Source organism: Micromonospora sp. CPCC 205546 (assembly GCF_036902715.1).
GTDB lineage: Bacteria > Actinomycetota > Actinomycetes > Mycobacteriales > Micromonosporaceae > Micromonospora.
The window spans coordinates 1-17,791 of sequence record NZ_JBAKHL010000099.1 but is presented as its reverse complement, the minus strand read 5'-3'; the positions used below and the strand labels follow the sequence as shown (position 1 = coordinate 17,791).

Genomic DNA, 17,791 nt, shown 5'->3' with positions numbered 1-17,791 from the left:
GGCGCCGGAGCCGGCGCTGGTCGGCGCGAACGTCGGCCCGGGCGCCGGCACCCCGCCCCCTCCGCCGGTGCCGCCGGCCCCCGCGCGGCACGCCGCCTCCCACCGGGCCGGCTGGTCGGCCCGCCTCGCCCACGCCTGGCGTACGGCGGGTCGGGGCGAGCGCCTGCTCGCCGGCACGGTCGGCGGGCTGCTGCTGGTGGAGTTGCTGATCGCCCTGCTGGCCGAGCCGAACAACTTCGACTCGCAGACGTACCACCTGCCCAAGGTGGAGCACTGGGTGGCCCGGGGCGGCCTGGACTTCTGGCCCACCGCCATCCACCGGCAGGTGACCATCCCGCCCGGTGCCGAGTACCTGCTGCTGCACCTGCGCCTGTTCACCGGCGGGGACGCGCTGCACAACCTCGTGCAGTGGGCGGCCGGGGTCGGCGTACTGCTGGCGGCGACCCGGATCACCGCGCAACTCGGCGGCGGACGGCGGGCCCAACTGCTGACCGCGTTCGTGCTCGCCACCACCCCGATGGTGGCGCTGCAGGCGACCAGCACCCAGACCGACCTGGCCTGCGCCGCCTGGGTGGCCTGCGCGGCCACGCTGGCGCTGGACGGGCTGCGCCGACGCGCCGGGGTCGGGACGATGCTGGCGCTGGGCGCGGCCACCGGGCTGACCGCCCTGACCAAGACCAGCGGCATGGTCGCGGTCGGTCCGCTGCTGCTGCTCTGGGGGCTGGCCCAGCTCCGGCTGGCCCGCACCGGCCCCGCACCCGAGCGCGCCACACCTGAGCCCGCCGCGTCCGATCGCGCCGGGCGGCAGATACGCCGGACGGTCGCCGGGTCGGCGTTGATCCTGCTGGTCGCGGCGGTGGTGGTCGGGCCGTTCCTGGCCCGGGTGACCGCCGAGTTCGGGCACCCGCTGGGGCCGCCCCGGCTGCGCGAGTCCATCCCGATGGAACGGCACGACCCGCCGTCGCTGCTGGTCAACGCGCTGCGGATCGCGCACACCGCGTTCGACACGCCGCTCGCGCCCCTGCGGCGGGCGGGCGCCGAGGCGATCGTCGGCGGCGCCGAGGCGATCGGGGTGGATCCGCAGGACCGGGCCACCACCTTCGGGCGGGAGCAGTTCCCGGTGCCGTCCTGGTATCCCGACGAGGACCGGGTGGCCTTCCCGCTGGCCGGAGCGCTGTCGGTGATCGGGGCGGCGTACGCGCTGACCCGGCCGGGCCGGATCAGCCCCACGCGGGCGGGGCCGCTGCGCGCGTACGCGGTGGTCGTGGTGGCGGCCGTGCTGCTGCACACCGCCATGATCAAGTGGCAGCCGTGGGGCAACCGTCTGCTGCTCTACGCGCTGGCGCTGGCCGTACCGCTGGCGGGGCTCTGGTTGGACGCGCTGTTCCGGCGCCGCGCCGGCGGGGCGGGAGGTCGACGGTCGGTGGCGGCCGGGCTGGCGGTGAGCGTGCTGGCCACCTGCGCGCTGGCCGGGGTGCTGGCGGTGTCGTACGGCTTCCCCCGCCGGCTGGTCGGGGCGGGCTCGATCTTCACCACCTCCGAATGGGACACCCGGTTCCTACGGCGTCCCCAGTGGGCGGAGGAGTTCCGCTGGGCGGCCGAGGCGGTACGCGCGACGGACGCCCGCCGGATCGGCCTGGTGCAGCAGAACGACAACTGGGAGTACCCCTGGTGGCTGCTGCTGCGCGACGCGGACGGCCGCCCGCCGGAGCTGGTGGCGCTCCAGTCGGTGCTGCCCGGACGCCCGCCCGCCGACCCGGCCTCGGTGGACGCCGTCGTCTGCACGGGCAGCCGGCCGGCCTGCACGGCGCTGGTGCCGGCGGACTGGCGCGTGCAGTTCCGGGGCTACGTGGGCTTCGCCCTGCCGCCGGGGAGCTGACCGCAGGAAGCCGACCGGCGCACGATTCAACCAGATCGCCCGGTTCCGCACTCTGCGGCAACGATTACGAGCCGCATTCACATACCTCGAAGCCGACGCTACCTTCTGGTAACTCGATCGACGTCCCACGATCGAGCCGAAAGGAGTGCGTCGATGCTTGGTACCCCTGCCAGGCGCGAACGCGCGACCCGACGACGGGCGCTCACCGTCGTCGCCGCCGCCGCTCTCGTCCTGCCGATGCTCGCCGGAACGGGCTCCCCCGCCACCGCGGCCGACCGTCCCGCCATCCAGCCACTCCCCGCCAACCTGGAGACGATCCGCGCCGCCGAGGCCACCGCGCTCTACGGCGCGCCCGCAGTCCGCCCCATCGAGCAGCGCCGCACCGCGCTGATCACCATGGGCGACAGCCAGATCTCCGGCGAAGGGGTCGGCAACTACGTCCCCGGCACCCACGAGCCCGGCAACTGGTGCGACCGCTCGTACGACCAGGCCGTCTTCCGCACCGGGATCGCCGCCGACGAGAAGTACAACATCGCCTGCTCCGGGGCGACCCCGTGGAACCTCATCCGGGGCGGCCCGACCCAGCACAACGAGCTGAACCAGGGCGACCACCTGGCCATCAAGGCCCGCAACACGCACATCAAGCTGATCTGGGTGGTGGTCGGCGCCAACGGCGACGGCACGATCCAGTTCGGCCCGGTCGCCACCGACTGCGCCGTCCGTCGGGTCCTCCTCCAGGGACCCTGCTACCCCACCTACACCGACCAGTGGTCCGTCCGCACCGACGGCAGCCGGCGGGCCGTCCAGGACGCGCTCACCGACATCCGGCGGACCATGACCGGCGCCGGCTACCTGCAGTCCGACTACGAACTCGTGCTCATGTCGTACCCGAGCCCCGGCAGCCCGGACGTGGAGGACAACCCGAACTTCCCGGGCTGGTACTCCGGTGGCTGCCTGCTCTACCTGGCCGACACCGCGTTCGCCCGGAACAAGGCGGTGCCGCTGTTCGAGGCGGCGCTGCGGGCGGCGGCGGCCAACACGGGGACCCGCTACCTGGACGCCAGCCGGCTCTTCCACGGCCACGAGGTGTGCACCGACAGCACCTCCGTACGCGGCCTCTTCATCGAGATCGGCGTCTGGGACGAGAACGCGGCACGCCAGTCGTTCCACCCGAACAAGCGCGGGCACGGCATGTTCGCCCAGTGCGTCACGCAGTTCGTCGACTCGGGGCGCCAGCGGGCGACCTGCGTGGACCCGGCCAGCACCGGCAACGGCGTGCTCTACGACGGGCTCCTCGAGTTCAAGCAGCTGCGCAACGCCGCCACCGGCGCCTGCGTCGACGGCAAGGGCTACGACTCGCGCAACGGCACCCCCCAGCAGTCGTACGGCTGCCACGGCGGGCGCAACCAGGGCTTCTGGTACGACCCGACCCGCCAGTCGCTGCACTCGGAGCTCTCCCACGACCGCTGCCTGGACGTCTCGGGCGGGTCGCTGAGCGCCGGCACGGCGGTGAACATCCACGACTGCCACGGCGGCACCAACCAGAAGTTCGTCCTCGCCGGCAACCAGATCAAGGCCGCCGGCAACGCCGGCCTCTGCCTGGCGTTCGACAACCCGCTGCCGGGCACCCCGCGGCTGCGCCTGGCCGCCTGCTCCGCCAGCACCCGCCAGCAGTGGTCCTTCGAGTCCCGCAACTTCGCCAACCCGGTGGGCTACGGGCACGACGACTTCATCGGCTCCCGCGTCTACTGACCGCGCCAGCGGTGCCGTTCTCCTCGGGCGGCACCGCTCGCGCCGACCGGTGGCCCGGCGCGTTCGCGGCGGGCGGCGGATGTTCGGGTGAGGAGACGGGTCAGCGCACCACGGCGGGGCGGAAGTCGGCGGACCGCGCGGCCGCGCCGACGGTGGCGACGAGCCGCTCGCGGGGCGTGCGCAGCCGGGTCCGGAAGGCGTGGTTCAGCAGCGCGTCGAGCTGCCACACCTGCTTCGGGCGCCGGGTGTGGATGAGGAACCGCTCGCGGATGCCGTCGATCGCGGTGGCGGCCAGCTCGACCGAGTGCAGACGCGGGTCGGGGCTCCAGGTGACGTTGCTTAGTTCCCGGAGCTCGGTGTTGAGGTGCAGGCGCAGCCGGTGCAGCACGCGGGTCTGCTGGGTGACCACCAGCCGCCGGTGGGTCAGCAGGAGGAGGTACTCGCCGGCCATCGGGCGGTCGGGCCGGCCGCACCGGGTGACGAGGATGGTGGCGTCGCCGGAGCCGACGCAGCGGCGGAAGACTGGCATGTGGCGGGTGACGGTCTGTACCGCCAGACCGGCCTCGGCGGCGGCCGGAAGGAACGTACGGGAGAAGACGTCCATGCTCTGACCAACGACGACGGCCCGGGAGTGACGTGGGCCACGTGCAACTTGCAGAACTTCCACGGCCGACGGTCGCACCGCCTGTCCGACACCCGGGCCCACCCGCGTCGGCGGGCCCGGGTGTCCGGGCTCAGAGCAGCGGCTGCATCGCGCCGAACCCGCTGCCCAGCCGGGTCGGGCTCAGCCAGCCCCCACCGTTCCACCGGTAGCGCAGCACGTTGCCGGTCGACTGCTGGACGGCCGCCAGGTCCGGCTGGCCGTCCCGGTCGAAGTCGCCGAGCTGCACGAGGTCGCGCATGCCGCCCCAGCCGGCTCCCGCGTCGATCGGGACGCCGACCAGCCCGTCCGGGCCGCCGGGGTGGACACGCAGGCGGCCCGTGCTCTTCTCCCGGGCCAGCAGGTCGGGGCGCCCGTCCCCGGTGAAGTCGGCCCCGCCGGACAACTCGTCCATCTCGTTCCAGCCGACGCCGCCGTCGAGGGCGATCCGGCTGCCGAAGCCGGTGCCCCTGCCGGGATAGAGCCAGAGGGCGCCGGTGGAGGTCTGCACCGCCGCCAGGTCCTGGTAGCCGTCCCCGTTCCAGTCGCCGACCGGCGTGATCTCCCGCATGCTGTTCCAGCCGCTGCCGACCCGGACCCGGGTGGTCACGCCCGAGCCGTTGCCGGGATAGAACCAGAGGTAGCCGGTCGACATCTCGCGGGCCAGCAGATCCTCCCCGCCGGACCGGTCGAAGTTGCCGGCCCGGACGATCGCGTCCATGCCGTTCCAGCCCGCGCCGAGCGAGCTGCGCCCGCTGAGCGTGGCGCCGTTGCCGCCGTACACGTGCAGCTGCCCGGTCGCCGGGTCGCGGTAGCCCAGATCCGCCCAGCCGTTGCCGGTGAAGTCGCCGAACGGGGTGGCCGGCAGCACGGCGAGGTCGAGGAGGTTGCTGTCGATGTTGATCGTCACGCCGCCCCACGTCTCGTGGTGGTCGCCGCGGTACTGCTTCATCCGCTGCTTCGGCATCCAGTACGACTCCGGCAGCGCCTCGTCCGTCACCGCCTGCACGCCGTCCCAGCGGGCGAAGTCCAGGTAGTCGGGGCGGCCGTGGCCGGCCCGCTCGTAACCGGAGACCTGGTCCGCCAGGCCGCCGGAGGCCACGTCGGTGTAGAAGCCGGAGAAGTAGCCGTGGTCGTGCAGCCGGATGGTCCAGGCGTGGGTGAAGGTCTGCACCGCCGCCGAGCAGGCCGCGTCACCGCCCGGGTACTTCTCCATGTTGTAGAAGACCGTGCTCTCCCGGGGCAGGCCCAGGTCACGGGCCCGCGCCGCGGCGTCGTCGGCGGCCGCCCGCCCCTGTGCCGCCGCCTGCGCCGGATCGATCCGAGGCTTGCTGGTGCTGCGGCAGGGCGCCTGCGGCCCGACGTAGAGCGGGAAGAACCGCCAGCCGGCCGCGGCCTGCGTGCTCACCCACTCCCGGGTCAGGTTCGGCTGGGCACACGCCCGGCCGTTCCCTCCGATGTAGATGCCCACCGCCCGGTACGGCGAGGCCAGCCACGCCTTCATCGCGGCGTTCGACGGCGCGGTGCAGGTGTCGAAGCCCTGGCCGGTGAAGGTGCCCGGGTGCGGCCCGGTGTAGTCGGCGCGGGCAGGCGTCGCCGTGGTGGTCAGGGCGGCACCGGCGCCGAGTACGGCGACCGCCGCCGCGACGGCCCGTAGGGTGCCCCGCCGGCGGCCGGCGGGCAGAGTGCGATTGAGCGTCACGAGTCCCCGATCCCCGTCTGTGGATGGCCGGCGGGCGGACGTGGAGACGTCTCTGGCTCGACGCCGGCGCGCCGATTCTGCCCGGGCCGGTCGTCCTTGTCGAGACCGGCGGCCACGACAGCCGCCAGGCCGGGTCCGCCCGCGTTCGGCGGACCCGGCCTGGCGGCGCACGGAGCAGCGGGAATCTCCCCTAGAGCAACTCGACGATGGTCGCGTTGGCCATGCCGCCGCCCTCGCACATCGTCTGGAGGCCGTAGCGGATGTCGTTGTCCCGCATGTGGGCGAGCATCGTGGTCATGATCCGGGCGCCGGAGCCGCCGAGCGGGTGGCCGAGGGCGATCGCGCCTCCGCGCGGGTTGAGCCGCTCCGGGTCCGCCTCGGTCTCCGCCAGCCAGGCCAGCGGCACCGGCGCGAACGCCTCGTTCACCTCGTACACCCCGATCTCCTCGATGCCCAGCCCCGCGCGGCGCAGCGCCTTCGCGGTGGCCGGGATGGGTGCGGTGAGCATGGTGACGGGGTCGTCGGCGGCGACGACGGCGGTGTGCACCCGGGCCAGCGGGCGCAGGCCGTGGCGACTGGCCCACTCGCTGGTCGTGACGGCGAGCGCCGCCGCGCCGTCGGAGATCTGCGAGGCGGAGCCGGCGGTGACGACCCCGTCCGCGCGGAACGGGGTGGCCAGCTCGCCGAGCTTCTCCAGCGAGGTGTCCCGCCGGATCCCCTCGTCGGCGGTGAACTTGCCGCCGTCGGCCAGGGCCACCGGGGCGATCTCGGCGTCGAAGGCGCCGGCGTCCTGCGCGGCGGCGGCCTTCTCGTGGCTGGCGAGGGCGAACTCGTCGAGCTGCGCCCGCGAGAGGCGCCAGCGCCCGGCGATGAGTTCCGCCCCGACGCCCTGGTTGAACGGCAGCGGCGCGTCGTCGGCGAAGCCCTCGACGCCGCGGTAGCGGTCGCGCAGCTGGTCGCTGAAGGGCGAACCGCCGGCCACGCTGGAGCCCATCGCGACCCGGGTCATCGACTCGACGCCACCGGCGACGACCAGGTCGGCCTGGCCGGAGAGGACGGTCGCGGCGGCGAAGTGCAGGGCCTGCTGACTGGAGCCGCACTGCCGGTCGAGGGTGGTGCCGGGCACCGACTCGGGCCAGCCGGCGGCGAGCACGCCGTTGCGGGCGATGTTCCACGACTGGTCGCCGACCTGGGAGACGCAGCCCCAGACCACGTCGTCGACCTGGGCCGGGTCGATGCCGGTGCGCTCGGCGAGCGCGCGTAGCACGTGCGCCGAGAGGTCGACCGGGTGCACGGCGGCCAGGCTGCCCTTGCGCCGCCCCACCGGGGTGCGTACCGCGCCGACGATGACTGCGTCACTCATGATGACTACTCCCCGGTAACTTGGGCCGGCCCCGATCCTACGTCGTCGGTGGGCCGGGTGTCCTCCCCCGGCGCCCTGGCATGCTGAACGGATGCCTGCGCACCCGGCCCCGACCCACCAGTGGCGGGTGCCGCCCGCCCTGCCGGCGCTCAAGCTGACCGGCGCGGCCGCGCTGCTGGCCCTGGCGCTGCTCCTCGACGGTGGCGACCGGATCCGGCTGGCGCTGGCCGTGCTCACGGCGGTCGCGCTCGCCGGCTGGGCGGCGCGCGACCTCCTCGCGCCGGTCCGCCTCGCGGTCGACCCGGACGGGATCACGGTCGTCCGGGGCTTCGCGGGGCACCGGCGGCTGCCCTGGTCGACGGTCGAGAAGGTGACCGTGGACCGTCGCGCGCGGCGCGGACTGACCAGCGAGCTGCTGGAGATCGACGCGGGGGAGTCGCTGCACCTCTTCGGCCGTCACGACCTCGGCGCGGATCCCGCCGAGGTGGCCCGGGCCCTGCACGAGGCCCGCCCGCACTGAGCGGGCCCGCCCGGCCGGGCGGAGGGTCAGCCGCCGACGATGGCCGCGGTACGGACCAGGGCCAGGCCGATCAGCGCCACCACGATCACCGCGCCGCCCGCGAACTGCACCAGCGTCCGGCGCGACCGTGGGGCGTACGCGAACACGAGCGCCAGCAGCGCGCCGATCACCAGGCCGCCCAGGTGCCCGGGGATCGAGATGCCCGGCACGGTGAACGTGAAGACCAGGTTGATCACCAGGATGGGCAGCACCTGGGAGATGTCCCGCCCCATCTTCCGTTCGATGACCACCAGCGCGGCGAACAGTCCGAAGATCGACGTGGAGGCGCCGGCGGTGAGCTGGTTCTCGGCGCTGAACAGGTAGGCGGCGACGTTGCCGCCCAGCCCGGCGACCAGGTAGAGCGCCAGGAACCGCAGCGGCCCGAGGCTGGCCTCCAGCGACCGGCCGAGCACCCACAGCGCCCACATGTTCAGCAGCAGGTGGACCACGCCGTAGTGCAGGAACATGGCGGTGACCAGGCGGTACCACTCGCCCTCCGCGATGCCGCCGACCGTGCCGTCCGGGAAGAGCGCGCCGCCCAGCACCGAGCCCCAGTCGGTCAGCGGGGTGCTGCCGCCCATCAGGCCGCCGAAGCCGGAGCCGCCGACCGCCGCGTCCCCGCCCCGGTCGGAGGCGATGGAGAGCAGCATCATCAGCACGTTGAGCGCGATCAGCGCCTTGGTGACGTAGCCGTGCCGACCGGCGGTACCGCCGCCGAAGGCGGTACGCGCCGGTCGCACGCTACGACGTCCCTCCGCCACGCACTCCGGGCACTGGAACCCGACCGACGCCTCCCGCATGCAGTCCGGACAGATCGGCCGGTCGCAGCGGGTGCAGCGGACGTACGTCTCCCGGCCGGGGTGCCGGTAGCAGACCGGGGTGGTGGGTGGCGACTCGCTCACCGCACGCGCCCGCCGTCGCGGATCGCGCGACCCACCAACCGGTTCCGGCCCTCGGAGCGCTCAGTCATGTCGGCAAAGGTACCTCGCGGACCGCTCAGGCAGCCGGCCGCTCGATCTCGACCCGCTCGATGACGACGTCCTGCAGCGGCCGGTCGTTCGGGCCGGTCGGGGTGTTGGCGATCGCGTCGACGACCTTCACCGACTGCTCGTCGGCCACCTTCCCGAAGATGGTGTGCCGGTTGTTCAGGTGTGGCGTCGGCGACACGGTGATGAAGAACTGCGAGCCGTTGGTGCCGGGCCCGGCGTTCGCCATCGCCAGCAGGTACGGCTGGTCGAAGCGCAGCTCCGGGTGAAACTCGTCACCGAACTTGTAACCCGGGCCACCGCGACCGGTGCCGGTCGGGTCGCCCATCTGGACCATGAAGCCGCTGATCACCCGGTGCGAGATGGTGCCGTCGTAGTACGGCCCGCTGCCCGGCTGACCCGTGCGCGGGTCGGTGTATTCGCGGGTGCCCTCCGCCAGTTCAACGAAGTTCCTGACGGTCTTCGGGGCGTGGTTCTGGAAGAGCTCCAGCCGGATCGGGCCAGCGTTGGTGTGCAAGGTGGCGTAGACAGCCTCGGCCACGGGTACTCCTCAGTCGTTGGTCAGTTCCATGCGGATCCTCCCATGTGCCCGATCTGGCAGTGCGGAGGCATCCGAAGGTGGAGGATGACGAAGGAACAACTCCCAGGAGGTGGGACCGTGTTTGGAATCGGGCGGCGTAAGACCCAGGGGCAGCTGGCCAAGGTGGAGCTGAACCAGGGCCTCGGTCACCTGAGGCAGGCCGCGACGTACGCCGCGAGGGGCGCCGGCGCCACCGTCGCCCCGCGGGTCCAGGCGGCCCGGGGCGCGGTCGCGCCGACGGCCGTCATCGTGCGCGACCGCGCGTCCAGCGGCCTCGCGTCCACGGTCGCGGCGCTCGCGCCGCTGGCCCTGGCCGTCCGCAAGGCGCAGGCCGAGGCGGCGGGCAAGGCGGTCACCGGCCGGAAGGCCCTGGCAGCCAAGCAGGTCGCGGCCGGCAGGAAGGTCAAGGCGAAGAACATGAAGGCTTCCCGGAAGAAGAACTCCCGCCGGGGCGGGTCCATGATGACCGGCCTGCTCGCGGCCGGCGCGGTCGCCGGGGTCACCGCGATGGCGATGCGGCGGCGCCGGGAGCAGCAGGAGTGGGCCGAGTACGACCCGACCCGCACCCTGGAGCCGATGAAGGACGAGGTGGAGACGATGGAGATCCGTACCCCGGTGACCGACGCCTCGACGATGTCGAGCGGCTCGGGTGTGGCCGGCGGCCCGACCGGTGCCGGCAGCTCGGCGGTGGCCGGCGGCGACAGCGCCTCCACCACCACCCCGGGCAAGCAGCCGACGGTGCACGCGACGGACAAGGTCCCGTCGGTGGCCGAGGGCGCCAAGGACACCTCGGGCCGTCCGGCGGACGACCTGACCGAGGCGCTCGGCAAGGGCGGCGCCAGGACCAACGGCCGCCACTGACACCCCGGTCGGTCCCGGAAAGCGCCGGCGAGCGGGACTCCCCCCCGCCCCGCCGGCGCTTCCGCGTCCGGTGGCGGCCGTCAGAGCCAGCCGTTGCGGCGGAACCAGCGGTAGAGGGCCAGCGAGATCGTGAGCATCAGGGCGAGGACGACGGGATAGCCGTACGTCATCTTCAGCTCCGGCATGACCTCGAAGTTCATCCCGTAGATGCCGGCGATGGCGGTCCAGACGGCGGCGATGGCGGCCCACGCCGCGATCTTGCGCATGTCGTTGTTCTGGTCGACCGTGACCTGCGCCAGCCGCGCCTGCAGGATCGAGTTGAGCAGGTCGTCGTAGGAGTTGACCTGCTCGACGGTGCGGCTGAGGTGGTCCTGCACGTCGCGGAAGTAGCGGCGGATCTCCTTCGGCACGTCGCGGTTCATCTGCGCGGTGAGGGTCAGCAGCGGGCGCTGCAACGGCATCACCGCCCGCTTGAACTCCACCAGCTCCCGCTTCATCTGGTAGATCCGCTGGATCCGGCCGGTGGACTGGCGGTCGAACACGTCGGCCTCCAGCGTGTCGAGGTCGTCCTCCAGCCGGTCGGCGACCTCCAGGTAGAGGTCCACGACCCGGTCGGTGACCGCGTACGCCACCGCCCAGGGTCCCTGGAGCAGCAGGTCCTGCTTCGTCTCCAGGTCGGCCCGCACGGGAGCCAGCCGGCAGGCGTCCCCGTGTCGGACGCTGACCAGGAAGTTCGGGCCGATGAAGAGCAGCACCTGGCCGGTGTCGACGACCTCGGAGTGCTCGGTCAGCTCGGCGTGCTCGCAGTACCGGGCGGTCCGCAGCACCAGGAAGCTGACCTCGCCGAACTGCTCCAGCTTGGGACGCTGCTGCGCCTTCACCGCGTCCTCGACGGCCAGCTCGTGCAGCCCGTACGTGGCGGCGATGGCGCTCATCTCGGCCAGCTCCGGTTCGTGCAGGCCGAGCCAGACGAAGCCGTGCCTCTCGCGGCGGGCCGCGGCGAGCGCCTCGGCGTACTGCCAGTCGCCGGCCTGCCTGCGGCCGTCCACGTAGAGGGCGCAGTCGACGACCGAGTTGCGCCGCGGGCCGTCCGGCGCGGCGGCCTGCTGCGGGTCGGAGTTGAGCCGGCGGGTCATGGCCCGCACCGGCGCCACCCAGTCCCGGGGCCTGAGCACCCGTCCGCCGTTGGACGCGGTCGTCCGCTCCCGGTCCGTCATCACGCCCCCTCCCACGCGCTGCCGCCGGTGAACACTACGCCGCCGTCGATGATCACCGCCGGTGACGATCGCCGGGAGGGTGGCGCCGGGCGGGCCGGGTCGCATCAGGGGGGTGAGGGGACGACCCGGCCCGACCCGACGCCCTTTTGGGGGCGGGGATCGTGCTGGTCGCGCCGCTGCACGTGCCGTCGGTCGGGCCGGCGTGGGCTCGTCGCCGGGGGCGGCGGGGCCGGCACCGGGCGGCGGGTTCCGCTACACGTGGTGAGTGGCGCTCGCAGCATTGTGGGCCGTCGGCCGCCCCGGCGGGAGACCCGGGGCGGCCGCGATCGACCAAGTGTCAGGAATCTGACAGAAATTCAGCTCCGGACGGCCGCCATCGCCTCCGCCAGCCGCCGCACGCCCTCGTCGATCCGGTCCGCGGTCACGGCCGAGTACGCCAGCCGCAGCGCGTGCCGCCCGCCGTCGACGACGAAGTCGCTGCCCTTGACCACCGCCACCCCGCGCTCGGCTGCGGCCGGCGCGAGCCGGTCGACCTCCACGTCCTCGGGCAGCTCGACCCAGAGGAAGTAGCCGCCGTCCGGCTCCACGAAGCGGGCCTCGGGGATGTGCCGGCGCAGGGACTCGGCCAGCACCCGGGCCCGCTCGCCGAGCGCGGCGCGCACCGTCTCGATGGAGCGCGCGATGTCGCCGGAGACGCAGAACTGGTGCACGATCGCCTCGGAGACCATGCCCGGCGAGATGTAGAGGCTGGTCGCCTTCTTCGCGATGTCGCCGATCAGGTCCGCCGGACCGACCAGGTAGCCGACCCGTACCCCGGGGCAGACCGTCTTGGTGAAGCTGGAGGCGTGCACCACGACGCCACGCGTGTCCATCGAGAGCATCGACGGCAGCGCCTCGCCCCGGAACCGGATGTCGGCGTACGGGTCGTCCTCGAAGATCGTGAACTCGTACTCGGCGGCGAGGTCGAGCAGCTCGCGGCGCTTCTCCAGGCTGAGGGTCACGCCGGCCGGGTTCTGGTAGTTCGGGATGACGTGCGCCAGCCGGGGGCGCACCCCCGACTCCAGCAGCTTGCGCAGCTCGGCGGTGTCGAGGCCGTCCGGCTGGATCGAGACGCCGTGCAGCTCGCCGCCCATCCGCTGGAGGTTGAGCAGCGTCCGGTCGTACGTCGGACGCTCCACCACCACCGCGTCGCCGGGGCGGACCAGGTGGTCGAAGAGGAACGCGTCCGCCTGCAACGACCCGTTGGTGATCAGCACCTGGTCGGCGGAGACCCCGTGCTTCTCGGCGATCCACTTCCGCAGCGGGAGGTAGCCGACGGAGGTGCCGTAGGCGGTCACCCCGGCGGGGTCGGCGTCGAAGGCGCGGACGGCGGCGGCCTTGAGCCCCTCGACATCGACGATGTCCAGCGAGGGAGCGCCACGGGCGAAGGAGATCAGCTGCTCGGCGGTCATGGCTGTTCAGCGTACGGAAGGCGACGGGGTGCGTGCGCCAGGCACGGCGATGTCCGCATCCTGAGCCACCGGGACGGGTGACCGGCGTCCACCGGTCGGCGACAGGTCAGACCGGAAGGACGAGCGGGTCGTGCTGCGCCTCCCGGGAGAGCCCGTCCACGTGCAGACCGAGCGCCGCGATGAGCTGCCCCCAGTCGAAGTAGGACCGCCAGGCCGCGATCTTGCCGCGCCGGACCCGGACGACGTCCACCACCTCCCAGCTCACCAGCCGGCCGGTCGGCGCGACGGTGCCGAACGGGGTGTGCAGCACCCCGGTGTGGGTGCCGGTCAGCCGCTGCTCGACGGCCGCGCCGCCGGCCGTCTGCACGGACCCGATCGGGTCGACGACCAGGTCCGGGAAGGCGCCCGTCCAGGTGCGCAGCAGGGCGGGCAGCTCGGTCGGGCGCACCGTGACGCCGGGCATGGAGTAGAAGGCGTCGGCCGCGTAGAGGTCCGGCAGCCGGGCCACGTCCCGCCGCAGGAGCATCGCGTACTGCTGCTCGACCAGCCGATCCGCGCCGCGCATGGGGACCTCCCTCGCGGATCACGGCCCGTCCGCGCCCGCACCGAATCCTTACCCGTCGATCGGCCCGCCACACCCCGCGCGGAGAAGACCGGGGCGTCGCCGGAACGCGCCGACGCTCGCTACTGTCGTGGCGTGTCCACCGAGCCTCTGCGCTGCGCCGGCGCGCTGATCGTCGACGACGACGGTCGACTCTTCGTCCAGCGACGATCCGCCCAGCGGCGCATCTTTCCCAATTGTTGGGACATCGTCGGCGGTCACCTGGAACCGGGCGAGGACTGGATGGACGCGCTGCGCCGGGAGGTGACCGAGGAGACCGGCTGGACGGTGTCGCACGTGCTCGGCCAGGTCGGGGAGCACCACTACGTCGCCGACGACGGCCTGGCGCGCATCGAGCGCGACTGGCTGGTCCGGGTCGACGGCGACCTGGCCCGGCCGACGCTCGAGGTGGGCAAGCACACCGAGTTCCGCTGGCTCGCCGCCGACGAGCTCGACCTGCTCGACGAGCACCGCGACGTCAACGACGGCCTCATCCGGCGGATCGCGGACGAAGGTTTCGCCGCCCTGCGTTCGATCGGTCTGTGAACGACACCGTCGAGCTGGCGCCGCACCGGTTCGCCGGCCTCGTCGCCCCGGCGGTCGAGCGGGCGTTCGTCGCCGGCATCCTCGCCGGCCGCGACGGCGGCGGCGCCGAGCTGAGCCAGCGGTACGGCGGGCCGGCGGCCACCGGCTTCCTGCTGGAGTTCCGCACCCGCCTCGCGGCACCGGGCGGGACGGTCGACGAGGCGGGCTTCGCGGCGGTCACCCGCTACCGGGACCCGGTCGAGTGCCGGCGGGCCCTGGACAAGCAGGTGGCGTACGGGATGATCCACCGCAGCCCGGAGGGCGGGCTCTCCGCCACCGAACGCGGGCTGGCCTTCCTCGCCGAGATCTGGCAGGTGCACGCGGAGGTCACCGAGGAACTCTGGGCGGGGCACGAGGACCGGGTGCTGCGGCTGGTGGAGGCGTTCGGCCGGGTGCTCACGTGCGCGCTGGTGCTGGCCGACGAACAGGGCGCCGAGGCCGGTGCCGCGTTCGCCGCGACGGCGCCGCCGTACGAGCCGGACGGCACCCCGCCCGGCGTGCTGCTGCTGAACCGGCTCGGCACGATGCGCTACCACCGGGCCGACGCGCACGCCGCCGCGTGGACCGCCGCCGGGCACGACGCGGCGAGTGCCGCCGCCCTGCCGCCCGGCCCGGAGCAGCTCGCCATCGAGCTGGAGACCGACCGGCGGGCCGCCGCGCCGTACGCCGTGCTGGCCGCCGAGGAGCGGCTCGGGGTGCTTGCTGACCTGGCGGCGCTGCCCGGCTGACCCGGTTGACCGCAGCGGCGCCGCCGCACGGGGCTATCCTCCAGCGGTGACCGGGAGTCGTACGAGGGAGGACGCCTCAATGATCGGGATGGTGCTGGCAGCCGGGGCGGGGCGCCGGCTGCGCCCGTACACCGACACCCTGCCCAAGGCGCTGGTGCCGGTGGACGGTGACACCACCATCCTGGACATCTCGCTGCGCAACCTGGCCGAGGTGGGGCTCACCGACGTGGTGATCGTGGTCGGCTACGCCGCCGACGCGGTCGTCTCCCGGCAGGCGGAGCTGGAGAAGAAGTACGGCGTCACGATCACCCTCGTGCACAACGACAAGGCCGAGGAGTGGAACAACGCCTACTCCCTGTGGCTGGCCCGCGAGCACTTCGCCCGCGGCGTGCTGCTGGTCAACGGCGACACCGTGCACCCGGTGAGCGTGGAGAAGACCCTGCTGGCCGAGCGCGGCCCGGGCATCCTGCTCGCCGTCGACACCATCAAGCCGCTGGCCGAGGAGGAGATGAAGACCACCTTCGACGCCGCCGGCCAGCTCACCCGGATCACCAAGATCATGGATCCGGGCGAGGCGTACGGGGAGTACATCGGCGCGACGCTCATCGAGCCGCAGGTGGCCGACGCCCTCGCCGACGCGCTGGAGGCGACGTGGCGGCGCGACCCGAACCTCTACTACGAGGACGGCTACCAGGAGTTCGCCGACCGTGGCGGCGAGGTGCGGGCGGCGCCGATCGGTGACGTCTCCTGGGTCGAGGTCGACAATCACGCCGACCTGGCCCGGGCGCGGGAGATCGCGTGCCGCTACTAGCCCGTACGGTCAACACCCCGCTCGTGATCGAGGTCCGGCGGGGTGCGGTGGCCGACCTCGGGCCGCTGCTGGCCGACCGGCGGATCTCGGCCGGCGGGGACGTGGCGGTCGTGGTCGGCCCCGGCCAGGGTGAGCGGATCGCCGAGCTGTGCCGGCCGTCGCTCGGCGCGGCCGACGTCTTCACGGTCGTCGGCGGCACCATCGACGCGGCGAACGACCTCGGCGACCGGCTGCGGCGTCGCCACTACGACGCCGTGGTGGGCATCGGCGGCGGCAAGACCATCGACACCGCCAAGTACGCGGCCACCCGCTACGGGATGCCGATGGTGACGGTGGCGACCAGCCTGGCGAACGACGGCATCGCCTCGCCGACCGCCTCGCTCGACCACGAGGGCGGCAAGGGCTCCTACGGCGTGCACATCCCGATCGGCGTCATCATCGACCTCGACTTCGTGGAGAACGGCCCGGACCGGCAGACCCAGGCCGGCATCGGCGACGCGGTGAGCAACCTGAACGCCTGCGCCGACTGGGAGCTGGCCCACGAGGTACGCGGCGAGCCCATCGACGGGCTCGCGGTCACCCTGGCCAGGACGGGCGCCGAGGCCCTGCTCAACCACCCGGGCAAGATCACCGACGACGGCTTCCTCACCACGCTGGCCGAGGCACTGATCATGGGCGGCATCGCCAGCTCGGTGTGCGGGTCAACGCGCCCCGCCAGCGGCGGCGACCACGAGATCTCCCACGCGATCGACCGGCTCCACCCCGGCACCGCCGCCCACGGGGAGCAGGTCGGGCTCGGCGCCCTCTTCTGCACGTTCCTGCGCGGAGACACCGACCGGTTCGGTCGGCTCGCCCGTTGCCTGCACCGGCACGGTCTCGCCACCACGCCGGGCGAGCTGGGCCTGACCGACGAGCAGTTCGTCGATGCCGTGCAGTTCGCGCCCCGGACCCGCCCGGACCGCTACACGATCCTCGAACACCTGGCGATGTCGCCTACCGAGACGCGGGGACGGCTGGCAGACTACGCCGGTGCAATCCGCGACCACCTTGGCTGAGCCCCGTCCCACCGTCGCCGACTTCCACCGGGTGAACCGGGGCGGCGGCCTGTTCAGCGAATCGATCAGCCAGTGGCTGGGCGCGGTCTTCGCGCTCGTCGCCCAGCGCCTCGGGCTGCGCCCGACCGCGCTGACCATCGCCAACCTGGTGCTCGGCCTGGCCACCTCGGTCACCGTGGTCGCGCTCGCCGGGCCGGTCGCCGCCGGCGAGGTGCCGGCCTGGGCGGTCGGGCTGCTCGCGCTGGTCGGCTGGCAGGTCGCGTACTGCCTGGACTGCGCCGACGGTCAGCTCGCCCGGGTGACGGGGCAGGGCAGCGCCGCCGGCGCCCGGGTCGACGTGCTCTGCGACGTGGCCGCCCAGATCGCCCTGGTCGCCGCCCTGTCGGCGACGGCCGTGGCGCAGGAGCCGTCCACGCCGAGCTGGCTGGTCGCCATCTTCGCCGGCACCTGGATGGTCAACCTGGTCACCTCCGTGATGCAGGCCGGCCCGAACGCCGCCAGCATGGTCACCTCGACCTCGCTGCCCGTACGCCTCGTGAAGCTCGTCCGCGACTACGGCGCGGTGATCTTCGCCGCCGGCCTGGTGCTGGCCTTCGCCCCGGGCCTGGTCCTCTGGGTGATCGTGGCGTTCACGATCGTCAACGGCGGCTTCCTGTTCGCCAGCATCGCCTTCTCCGCCCGCGCCTCCCTGCGCTGAGGTGTGCCGCCGGGGCGGCCTGCGCCGGCGCGACCGGCCGTACGGGAGATCTTGGCAGGGAACGGCCCCTCCAGGGGCGCTTCGCTACCAAGACCTCCCGTCATCCCGGCCTAGCGGGGCTGGGCGCGGCGCGAGACGTCCGCGTAGATGTCGAGGAGGCGCTTGGTGACCACGTCGGGGTGGAACGTGCGCTCGTAGCGGGCGCGGGCCGCCGGGGCCAGCGTCGCCGCGCCGGCCCGGGCCACCGGCAGGGCGGCGGCCATGGCGGCCGGCTCCGGGGGCACCACCCAGCCCGCCTCGCCCGCCGCCACGCCGGTGGGCAGC

General features: G+C 73.5%; 17 protein-coding genes and 1 pseudogene. 9 read left to right on the top strand and 9 right to left on the bottom strand.

Annotation, left to right across the window (positions count from 1 at the left end; all coding sequences use genetic code 11):
- Together V6U77_RS27835 and V6U77_RS27830 are read left to right on the top strand one after the other, a co-directional pair.
- Positions 1 to 1,879, top strand: a 1,879-nt coding sequence (locus tag V6U77_RS27835) for a phospholipid carrier-dependent glycosyltransferase (protein WP_442934527.1), incomplete at its 5' end; no start/stop codon positions are given.
- 153 nt (positions 1,880 to 2,032) lie between these two features.
- Complete coding sequence (locus V6U77_RS27830; protein WP_334609714.1) at positions 2,033 to 3,631, top strand: ricin-type beta-trefoil lectin domain protein; 1,599 nt, start codon at positions 2,033 to 2,035, stop codon at positions 3,629 to 3,631.
- A gap of 100 nt (positions 3,632 to 3,731) precedes the next feature.
- Here V6U77_RS27830 and V6U77_RS27825 read toward each other — a convergent pair whose 3' ends face one another.
- The 3 genes from V6U77_RS27825 to V6U77_RS27815 all read right to left on the bottom strand — a co-directional run bounded on the left by V6U77_RS27825 (position 3,732) and on the right by V6U77_RS27815 (position 7,336).
- Complete coding sequence (locus V6U77_RS27825; protein ID WP_334609713.1) at positions 3,732 to 4,235, bottom strand: hypothetical protein; 504 nt, start codon at positions 4,233 to 4,235, stop codon at positions 3,732 to 3,734.
- Positions 4,236 to 4,365: 130 nt separating this feature from the next.
- The gene (locus tag V6U77_RS27820; RefSeq protein WP_334609712.1) at positions 4,366 to 5,973 is read right to left on the bottom strand and encodes a glycoside hydrolase domain-containing protein; all 1,608 of its coding nucleotides are present in this window, start codon (positions 5,971 to 5,973) and stop codon (positions 4,366 to 4,368) included.
- Between the two features lie 190 nt (positions 5,974 to 6,163).
- Complete coding sequence (locus V6U77_RS27815) at positions 6,164 to 7,336, bottom strand: thiolase family protein (RefSeq protein WP_334609711.1); 1,173 nt, start codon at positions 7,334 to 7,336, stop codon at positions 6,164 to 6,166.
- A gap of 91 nt (positions 7,337 to 7,427) precedes the next feature.
- Between V6U77_RS27815 and V6U77_RS27810 the strand changes: the two genes are divergently transcribed.
- Positions 7,428 to 7,856 (top strand): PH domain-containing protein, encoded by a 429-nt coding sequence (locus tag V6U77_RS27810; RefSeq protein ID WP_334609710.1) that lies wholly within the window; start codon positions 7,428 to 7,430, stop codon positions 7,854 to 7,856.
- A gap of 26 nt (positions 7,857 to 7,882) precedes the next feature.
- On the opposite strand, the gene V6U77_RS27805 is transcribed toward V6U77_RS27810, so the two are convergent.
- Positions 7,883 to 8,797 (bottom strand): rhomboid family intramembrane serine protease, encoded by a 915-nt coding sequence (locus V6U77_RS27805; RefSeq protein ID WP_334609709.1) that lies wholly within the window; start codon positions 8,795 to 8,797, stop codon positions 7,883 to 7,885.
- A gap of 94 nt (positions 8,798 to 8,891) precedes the next feature.
- Entirely contained in the window at positions 8,892 to 9,422 is a 531-nt protein-coding gene (locus V6U77_RS27800) for a peptidylprolyl isomerase (protein WP_334609708.1), read from the bottom strand.
- A gap of 84 nt (positions 9,423 to 9,506) precedes the next feature.
- Here V6U77_RS27800 and V6U77_RS27795 point away from each other — a divergent pair, with 84 nt between their 5' ends.
- Positions 9,507 to 10,322 (top strand): hypothetical protein, encoded by an 816-nt coding sequence (locus V6U77_RS27795; protein ID WP_334609707.1) that lies wholly within the window; start codon positions 9,507 to 9,509, stop codon positions 10,320 to 10,322.
- Positions 10,323 to 10,402: 80 nt separating this feature from the next.
- Here V6U77_RS27795 and corA read toward each other — a convergent pair whose 3' ends face one another.
- The 3 genes from corA to V6U77_RS27780 all read right to left on the bottom strand — a co-directional run bounded on the left by corA (position 10,403) and on the right by V6U77_RS27780 (position 13,555).
- The gene (gene corA, locus V6U77_RS27790) at positions 10,403 to 11,458 is read right to left on the bottom strand and encodes a magnesium/cobalt transporter CorA (protein ID WP_442934528.1); all 1,056 of its coding nucleotides are present in this window, start codon (positions 11,456 to 11,458) and stop codon (positions 10,403 to 10,405) included.
- A gap of 437 nt (positions 11,459 to 11,895) precedes the next feature.
- Positions 11,896 to 12,990 carry an aminotransferase-like domain-containing protein gene (locus tag V6U77_RS27785; RefSeq protein WP_334609704.1) on the bottom strand — a complete coding sequence of 365 codons (1,095 nt, stop codon included), beginning with the start codon at positions 12,988 to 12,990 and terminating at the stop codon, positions 11,896 to 11,898.
- 106 nt (positions 12,991 to 13,096) lie between these two features.
- Entirely contained in the window at positions 13,097 to 13,555 is a 459-nt protein-coding gene (locus V6U77_RS27780) for an ester cyclase (RefSeq protein ID WP_334609703.1), read from the bottom strand.
- A 132-nt stretch (positions 13,556 to 13,687) separates the two neighbouring features.
- On the opposite strand from V6U77_RS27780, the gene V6U77_RS27775 reads away from it, so the two are divergent.
- The 5 genes from V6U77_RS27775 (at position 13,688) to V6U77_RS27755 (ending at position 17,467) form a co-directional block, all read left to right on the top strand.
- A complete protein-coding gene (locus tag V6U77_RS27775) occupies positions 13,688 to 14,137 on the top strand; it encodes an NUDIX hydrolase (protein WP_334609702.1) in 450 nt (149 codons plus the stop codon).
- Positions 14,134 to 14,904 carry a hypothetical protein gene (locus V6U77_RS27770; RefSeq protein WP_334609701.1) on the top strand — a complete coding sequence of 257 codons (771 nt, stop codon included), beginning with the start codon at positions 14,134 to 14,136 and terminating at the stop codon, positions 14,902 to 14,904. Before V6U77_RS27775 ends, V6U77_RS27770 begins: the two co-directional genes overlap by 4 nt.
- A gap of 79 nt (positions 14,905 to 14,983) precedes the next feature.
- Positions 14,984 to 15,715, top strand: a complete 732-nt coding sequence (locus tag V6U77_RS27765; protein WP_334609700.1) for a phosphocholine cytidylyltransferase family protein — start codon at positions 14,984 to 14,986, stop codon at positions 15,713 to 15,715.
- A complete protein-coding gene (locus V6U77_RS27760; RefSeq protein ID WP_334609699.1) occupies positions 15,703 to 16,770 on the top strand; it encodes an iron-containing alcohol dehydrogenase family protein in 1,068 nt (355 codons plus the stop codon). The genes V6U77_RS27765 and V6U77_RS27760 overlap by 13 nt, the downstream gene beginning before the upstream one ends.
- Entirely contained in the window at positions 16,745 to 17,467 is a 723-nt protein-coding gene (locus V6U77_RS27755) for a CDP-alcohol phosphatidyltransferase family protein (protein WP_334609698.1), read from the top strand. Before V6U77_RS27760 ends, V6U77_RS27755 begins: the two co-directional genes overlap by 26 nt.
- A 110-nt stretch (positions 17,468 to 17,577) precedes the next feature.
- Here the strand turns inward: V6U77_RS27755 and V6U77_RS27750 are convergent.
- Positions 17,578 to 17,791: pseudogene (locus V6U77_RS27750) on the bottom strand (glycosyl transferase family 1); the annotation flags it as partial.